This window comes from Sedimentibacter sp. (assembly GCF_033447055.1).
Classification (GTDB): domain Bacteria; phylum Bacillota; class Clostridia; order Tissierellales; family Sedimentibacteraceae; genus Sedimentibacter.
In genome coordinates, this window is sequence record NZ_JAWQJF010000065.1 from 1 (window position 1) to 6,655 (window position 6,655).

The window sequence follows — 6,655 nt, forward strand, 5'->3', positions numbered from 1 at the left end:
ATTAACTATAAGGGAAATTAAACCATACAAAAACCATACCACCGGCAAATTAATGCCGGTGGTTATATTTCTAACTTAAAATTCTATTTTTCAATTCTTCGGGAATATCTTCTAAATCATGATTTACACTCATAATAAAATTAACATTAAATTTTTCCGATAAATAATCAAGTCTTTCTATTACTGTTTCTAACTTATCTATTCCAGCCTGAGCAATCTTATATAATCCATCTATGTAAACTTGTTCTACATCATAATCTGTCGCAATTAAACCACATACAAAACCTTGAAACTGATCTTCATTTGTCATTCCAAATTCTTTAGTGTTAATATATCTTATCCTATAATCTAAATCAAATATGTGTCTGTTGTTAGCTTCCAAGAAAACCATCTTTCCTTGTATACTATCCATAGTTTTGTTTGCCATTTCAATCATTCTCATTGTTTTTCCAGTACCGCTGTGACCGCAAACTAATTGAACCATAATAATCACACTCCTATTTAAATTTTATTTGATAAAAGTAAATTACATATATATTGTACCACATATTGAAAATGTTTACACTACATATTTTTACTTTTTACATCTTTTTTATTTCACGTAAAAATTTTTTACTTCCTTGATATCTTTTTTCCTTTTCCATTTTACCCAAAATTTCATCTTTTATTTTCCACCAACTCATTCCCCAGTTAACAAAAAGTGAATTTTCCTTTGGAGCTCTTCCAACCAGCCTTTGAACCACAATATCCTTATTCAAATATTCAAGAAAAACAATAACTCTCTCTACATATTCATCTTTCGATATAACTGTAATTTCATTGTTCTTATACAGTGTTCCCATTATTGTATTTTCCATTATATATAATGAATGTATTTTCACTTGATCAATTTTTAAAACAGATAATATTTTTGCAGTTTCCACTACATCCAATAAATCATCTCCAGGCAAATTTAAAATAACATGAGTGCATATTTCAAAATTGTATTTTTTAATTCTTATGGCCGCATCTATAAATTCAGCCAAAGTATGTCCCCTATTAATTGCTATGAGCGTGTGATAGTTTACAGTTTGAAGGCCAAGTTCAATTGAAATATTAATTTCATATTGCTTTTGAACTGAATGGAGAAATTCCAGATATTCATCAGAAATGCAGTCAGGTCTTGTAGAAATTGATATTTCTACCACATTTTCTAAAACCGCTTCATATATATATTTTTTAAATTCTTCAAGTTTTAAGTATGTGTTTGTATAATTTTGAAAATAAGCAATAAATTTTTTGGCTTTGTATTTTTTTGATATGTAATCCATATTTCTGATAATTTGTTCTTTTACACTTATAGAATTATTTAGCATTTCAAAACCTGTTCCAACTTCTGAACAAAAAGTGCAGCCCCCATATCCTATAGTACCATCTCTGTTAGGACACGTGCATGGAATATTAACAGGAAGCTTATAGACTTTTTCCCCATATTTTTCTTTTAAATAATTCGAATATTCATTATATAATTTTATCATTTTTTTCCTTTTTTTATATTTTCAATATTTATCAGCTTATTCTATATTTCATTATAAATAAACATCTCAAATTAAGCAATTAGATTATGCATAAATTTTTTCTTATTTTCCATTAAATTAATAAAATTATTTCTTGTTTTCTGTAAATAATAAATAAACAAATATAAATTTAGGAGGTATTAAATGCATGTTAAAGAAGGAATAATTCCTACAGTACTTGGAACAGTAGTAACAGCTACAGGAATTGCTTTAAGAAATACAAATCTTCCAGAATCCTACAGCAATGGGATTATAGGATTTGGTCTAGCCCATATTGCTTTAGGATCTACTGAAATGATTAGTCAGAATATTCAGAATCGTGATATAATGGGAAGAGTAACAAGAGCAATACAAATAAAGTAAAAAACATGCCAAATGGCATGTTTTTTGTTAATTCAAGCAAAAATAACATAAAGCAAAGAATATAAACCGGCAATCCCAATTAAAATATAAACAATCCTTCCTATTTTGCTATTCCAGCCACCAAAGAAATTTTCAACTATATCAATCTTTGCTATGCCATACAAACCCCAGTTCAATGCCCCGATGATAATGAGAATCGATGCTATTGCAGATAATATTTTCATAATTCCTCCTTAATTTTTATTGCATAATATTATTACATTATATTTTGCAAATTGAGGAAATATGTACAAAGTGTCAATATTTTTATTTAATTTTGAATACTTCTGAAAGTGCATAATAAACACCTGAATTATTATTGTCATATTCAGTAATATATTTTGCAGCTTTAATACATTCATCAGTGCCATTTTTCATGGCTATTCCTAATCCTGAATTCATAAGAAGCTCAATATCATTACTATCATCACCAATCGCAATTATCTCATCTGTATTTATACCATTGGCGACAGCATACTTTCTTATTGCAGTCCACTTACAACCGTCAATATGCAAAAATTCAAGAAGAGCTCTATTGCTTACGTTGCGATTGCATATAATATTGAATCTTCCTTTGCTCTGAGGCTTCATATGTCTGCTAAATTCACACAGCTGATTGTAATCACCTAAATAACATACCGATAAGATGTTTTTGATTTCAGTAATCTCAAACTCCCTGTATTTCGCTCTGTGATAATCCTTCCTGATATACCCCTTATATACCTCTTCATAATTCTCTCGTTCATAAATAAGATCATAACCGTTAGCATATTCATCCACATGAATAATGGGGTCAAGATTATGCTTCAGTCCTTGCTTGTATATATTTTTAAAAACTAAAAAATCTAAATAATTGCATTCCAAAAGTTCATCATTTTCAGAGTGCCTGATTATCGCTCCATTATTAGCCATAATTACCGGTTCAATAGTTCTGATTTTTTCTGTAAGTTCTTTGGCCATAAAATAATTTCTGCCGGTAGCAATCACAATAATTATTCCAATTTTATGCAATTCATTGAGTATATGTATATTCTTTTCACTGATTTGTTTTTCATCATTAAGCAATGTACCGTCTAAATCTAATACAAGCATTTTATAATTCATAATATCATCTCCGATATCAATTATACAACCAACATTAGAAAATGTACAGAATATTTAAAGTGCCTGCATATCAAGCTTTGTGGATTGTATAGACAAAAAAACGCCGAGAAACATTCCCGACGTTTTTTTATTTGTACTATTATTTAGAAACAACTGTTGCAAACATGAAATACTTAAATCCTAAAGGACTTGCGAATTCACCTTCAAGAGCTGGATTGCTCATGAAAATATCTGTGTAATAATATAATGGACAAATAGCACCTGTTGACATAAGCAATGTTTCTGCTTCATGCATTAAAGCAAATCTATCTTCTGGTACCTTAGAAGATTTTACTTCTGCAATTAACTTGTCATAAGATTCTGCCCAAGTTTTTCCTTCTTCACCCTTGTAAGAGTAACCTGTATAAGTTGCATGATCAGCTCTTCCAAATTGAGAATCATTGTTACCGCTTTGTGTTGTCCACATATCCAAGAATGATATAGGATCATTGTAATCTCCTAACCAACCATTTCTAGCGATTGAATAATCTCCATTCTTACGAGTATTAAGGAATGTTCTCCATTCTTGTTTTTCTATTGTCATGTTAATTCCGTAAGCTGCAAATGTAGCTTGAAGATTTACTGCTATAGCTTCATGTCCAGTTCCTTCATTTGTTAAGTAAGCAAGTGTTGGGAATTCAGCTGATACTTTTCCACTTTCATCTACAGTATAAAGACCTGTTGAATCAGCAACTTCTTTTAATAAAGCAACTGCTTTTTCTGTATTAGCTGTATATTCTTCTGGATCAACGCTGTAATAACCAGTTCCGTCACCATTAACTCCGTTATGTTCAATGTATTCAGAACCATCTGGTTCTGTTAATCCCATTGGAACGAAACCATCTGCAGGTACTTGTCCAGCTTGACCAATCTCTTCAACTATGTAATTTCTGTCCATCATAAGTGAAAGAGCTGCTCTTATTTTAGCTTTGTCTGCTTCAGCAAATGCTGCAAAAGCTGCATCATTTACGTTAAATGATACATAATATGTTCCTAGTTGTCCAGCTATTACGAATTCTTCCGGATAAGTTTCCTGTAATGATTTAATTTCATCATTAGGAACTGAATCTATGAATAAGTAAGAACCATTTTGATAATTAGCTAATAAAGAAGTATCGTCATCATTAAATGCAAATACTATTTCATTAGTTTTAACAGAGTCTGCATTATGGAAATATTCATTTTTCTGCATTACAAGTTCACTTTGTGAAAATTCAACAACTTTATAAGGTCCATTTCCCACATATGTTTCAGCAGCAGTAGCCCAAGCTTCATTGCCTGCAACTATTTCTTCTTTTACTGGCATATAAGCTGGGAATGCAGCTAATTCATTAAAATATGGTACATCTATCGGTAATACAACTGTTAATTTTTTTCCATCCTCAGATGCTGTAACATTAAGTTTTGCATCAGGATTTGTTCTAACGCCTTTATCATCTGTTGCTGTTACTTCTGCATAACCGTCTATAACTTCAAACATATAGCCATAATCAGCTGCTGTTGCTGGATCTGCTGCTCTGTTCCAAGCATATACGAAATCTTTTGCAGTTAAATCTGTTCCGTCACTCCATTTAACGCCATCTTTTAATTCAAATACATATTGAACTTTTCCATCAGCAGTTGGTTCTGATACAGGCAATTCTTTTGCTACATCTGCAAAAAGTTCGAGTGTTCCATCTTCTTTTTGTTGATAACCTACTAATCCGGAAAATGCATGAATAATATAGGTAGCACCGTCAACCGCGCTGTTAAGTGCTGGATCAATAGTATCAGGATATGCTCCAACATTAACTACCATACTATCTGAAGCAGCTGGCGTTTCTGCTGGTGTTTCTGCCGGTGTTTCTGCTGGTGGTGTGCTTGTGCATCCTGCTAATAAAGAGAATGCCATAGCTACAACTAAAACCAATGATAAAATCTTTTTCATTTTTTTCCTCCATTTTTTTGTTTTATATTAATTTAAAATTAATATCATAATTTAATAAATTAAACATGAATACATGCAACCATGTGGCCTGGAGCAACTTCTCTCAATTCAGGTCTTACTTCTGCGCATTCTTTTGTAGCTCTAGGGCATCTGGTTCTGAATGGACAACCAGCCGGCATATTAAGCGGACTTGGCACATCGCCCTGAAGTAAGATTCTCTTGTGTTCCTTTGCATATTTCGGATCTGGTATAGGCACAGCAGAAAGCAATGAAATAGTATAAGGATGCAGTGGATGATTGTATAATTCGTCAGCAGGTGCTAGTTCCATCATTCTTCCTAAATACATAACCGCTATTCTGTTAGAAATATGTTTTACAACCAAAATATCGTGTGCAATAAATAAATATGTCAAACCTAATTGATTTTGCAAATCTTCAAATGTATTGATTATCTGTGCTTGAATAGAAACATCTAGAGCAGATACAGGCTCATCGCATACAATAAACTCTGGTTCAACAGACAATGCTCTCGCAATACCGATTCTTTGACGCTGACCACCTGAAAATTCATGAGCATAACGTGTGGCATGCTCGCTTGAAAGCCCCACTATACTCATCAATTCATTAATTCTTTCTTGTCTTTCTTTCTTAGTCTTATAAAGCTTTAATACATCTAATGGTTCGCCGACAATATCACCGACTGTCATTCTGGGATCAAGTGAAGAATATGGATCCTGAAAAACCATTTGTGCATTTTTTCTTAAACTTTTTATAGATTCCTTACTTTTGATTTTTTCTCCATCAAATATTATCTCTCCACCTGTAGGTTTGTATAAATTAAGTATAGACCTTCCAACTGTTGTTTTTCCACAGCCAGATTCTCCTACCAAACCTAAGGTTTCACCTTTTTTTATATTAAATGAAACATCATCAACCGCTTTTAATGGTTTACTCTTAAATACTCCCATTGGGATATCAAAATATTGCTTCAAATTCTTGACTTCAAGAAGATAGTCTTTGTCTTTTTTATTCATGATTTTGCTTCTCCTCCCCAAATCCTTCCTTTACATTTTGCCAACAGCATGAAGTATGTCTGCCATCAATTACAATTTCTTCAGGCACTTTATGAAGACAAACCTTCATAGCATTCTCGCATCTTGGGGCAAAAGCACACCCATCCGGCATATTTAACAAATCCACAGGATTACCTCCTATTGGAAGAAGACGCTGTTTATCATTTTGAGTATTTGGAATAGATTTTAATAAACCCTTAGTATATTCATGTTTTGGATTATAGAAAATATCATCAGCTGTTCCTCTTTCAGAAACTTTACCAGCATACATAACAATTATTTCATCACACATATCTGCTACAACGCCCAAATCATGAGTAATCAAAATAATAGCCATACCCATTTTCTTTTGTAAATCTTTCATTAAATCAAGTATTTGTGCTTGAATTGTAACATCCAAAGCAGTTGTAGGTTCATCAGCTATTAATATATCCGGTTCACAAGCAAGAGCCATTGCTATCATAACTCTTTGCCTCATTCCACCTGAAAATTCATGTGGATACTGATTTATTCTTTTCTCAGGTTCATTGACACCAACTAATTTAAGCATCTCA

Annotated in this window: 8 protein-coding genes; 1 reads left to right on the top strand and 7 read right to left on the bottom strand. The window is 32.2% G+C overall.

The window, feature by feature from the left end; translation table 11 throughout:
- Nucleotides 1-70: 70 nt before the first annotated feature.
- Both SA378_RS04430 and SA378_RS04435 read right to left on the bottom strand, forming a co-directional pair.
- Entirely contained in the window at nucleotides 71-484 is a 414-nt protein-coding gene (locus tag SA378_RS04430) for a hypothetical protein (RefSeq protein ID WP_318524776.1), read from the bottom strand.
- A gap of 97 nt (nucleotides 485-581) precedes the next feature.
- Nucleotides 582-1,517 (bottom strand): TIGR01212 family radical SAM protein, encoded by a 936-nt coding sequence (locus SA378_RS04435; protein WP_318524777.1) that lies wholly within the window; start codon nucleotides 1,515-1,517, stop codon nucleotides 582-584.
- Between the two features lie 183 nt (nucleotides 1,518-1,700).
- On the opposite strand from SA378_RS04435, the gene SA378_RS04440 reads away from it, so the two are divergent.
- Nucleotides 1,701-1,919, top strand: coding sequence for an asparagine synthase (locus SA378_RS04440; RefSeq protein WP_318524778.1), 219 nt, complete (start codon nucleotides 1,701-1,703; stop codon nucleotides 1,917-1,919).
- Between the two features lie 32 nt (nucleotides 1,920-1,951).
- Here the strand turns inward: SA378_RS04440 and SA378_RS04445 are convergent, their stop codons facing one another.
- The 5 genes from SA378_RS04445 to SA378_RS04465 all read right to left on the bottom strand — a co-directional run.
- Nucleotides 1,952-2,143: a DUF378 domain-containing protein gene (locus SA378_RS04445; protein ID WP_318524779.1), complete on the bottom strand. Its 192-nt coding sequence runs from the start codon at nucleotides 2,141-2,143 to the stop codon at nucleotides 1,952-1,954.
- Nucleotides 2,144-2,225: 82 nt separating this feature from the next.
- The gene (locus SA378_RS04450; protein WP_318524780.1) at nucleotides 2,226-3,062 is read right to left on the bottom strand and encodes an HAD family hydrolase; all 837 of its coding nucleotides are present in this window, start codon (nucleotides 3,060-3,062) and stop codon (nucleotides 2,226-2,228) included.
- 139 nt (nucleotides 3,063-3,201) lie between these two features.
- Nucleotides 3,202-5,028, bottom strand: coding sequence for a peptide ABC transporter substrate-binding protein (locus tag SA378_RS04455; RefSeq protein ID WP_318524781.1), 1,827 nt, complete (start codon nucleotides 5,026-5,028; stop codon nucleotides 3,202-3,204).
- Nucleotides 5,029-5,087: 59 nt separating this feature from the next.
- Nucleotides 5,088-6,062, bottom strand: coding sequence for an oligopeptide/dipeptide ABC transporter ATP-binding protein (locus SA378_RS04460; RefSeq protein WP_318524782.1), 975 nt, complete (start codon nucleotides 6,060-6,062; stop codon nucleotides 5,088-5,090).
- On the bottom strand, nucleotides 6,055-6,655 hold a 601-nt coding region (locus SA378_RS04465; RefSeq protein WP_318524783.1), incomplete at its 5' end, for an ABC transporter ATP-binding protein. The genes SA378_RS04465 and SA378_RS04460, both read right to left, overlap by 8 nt.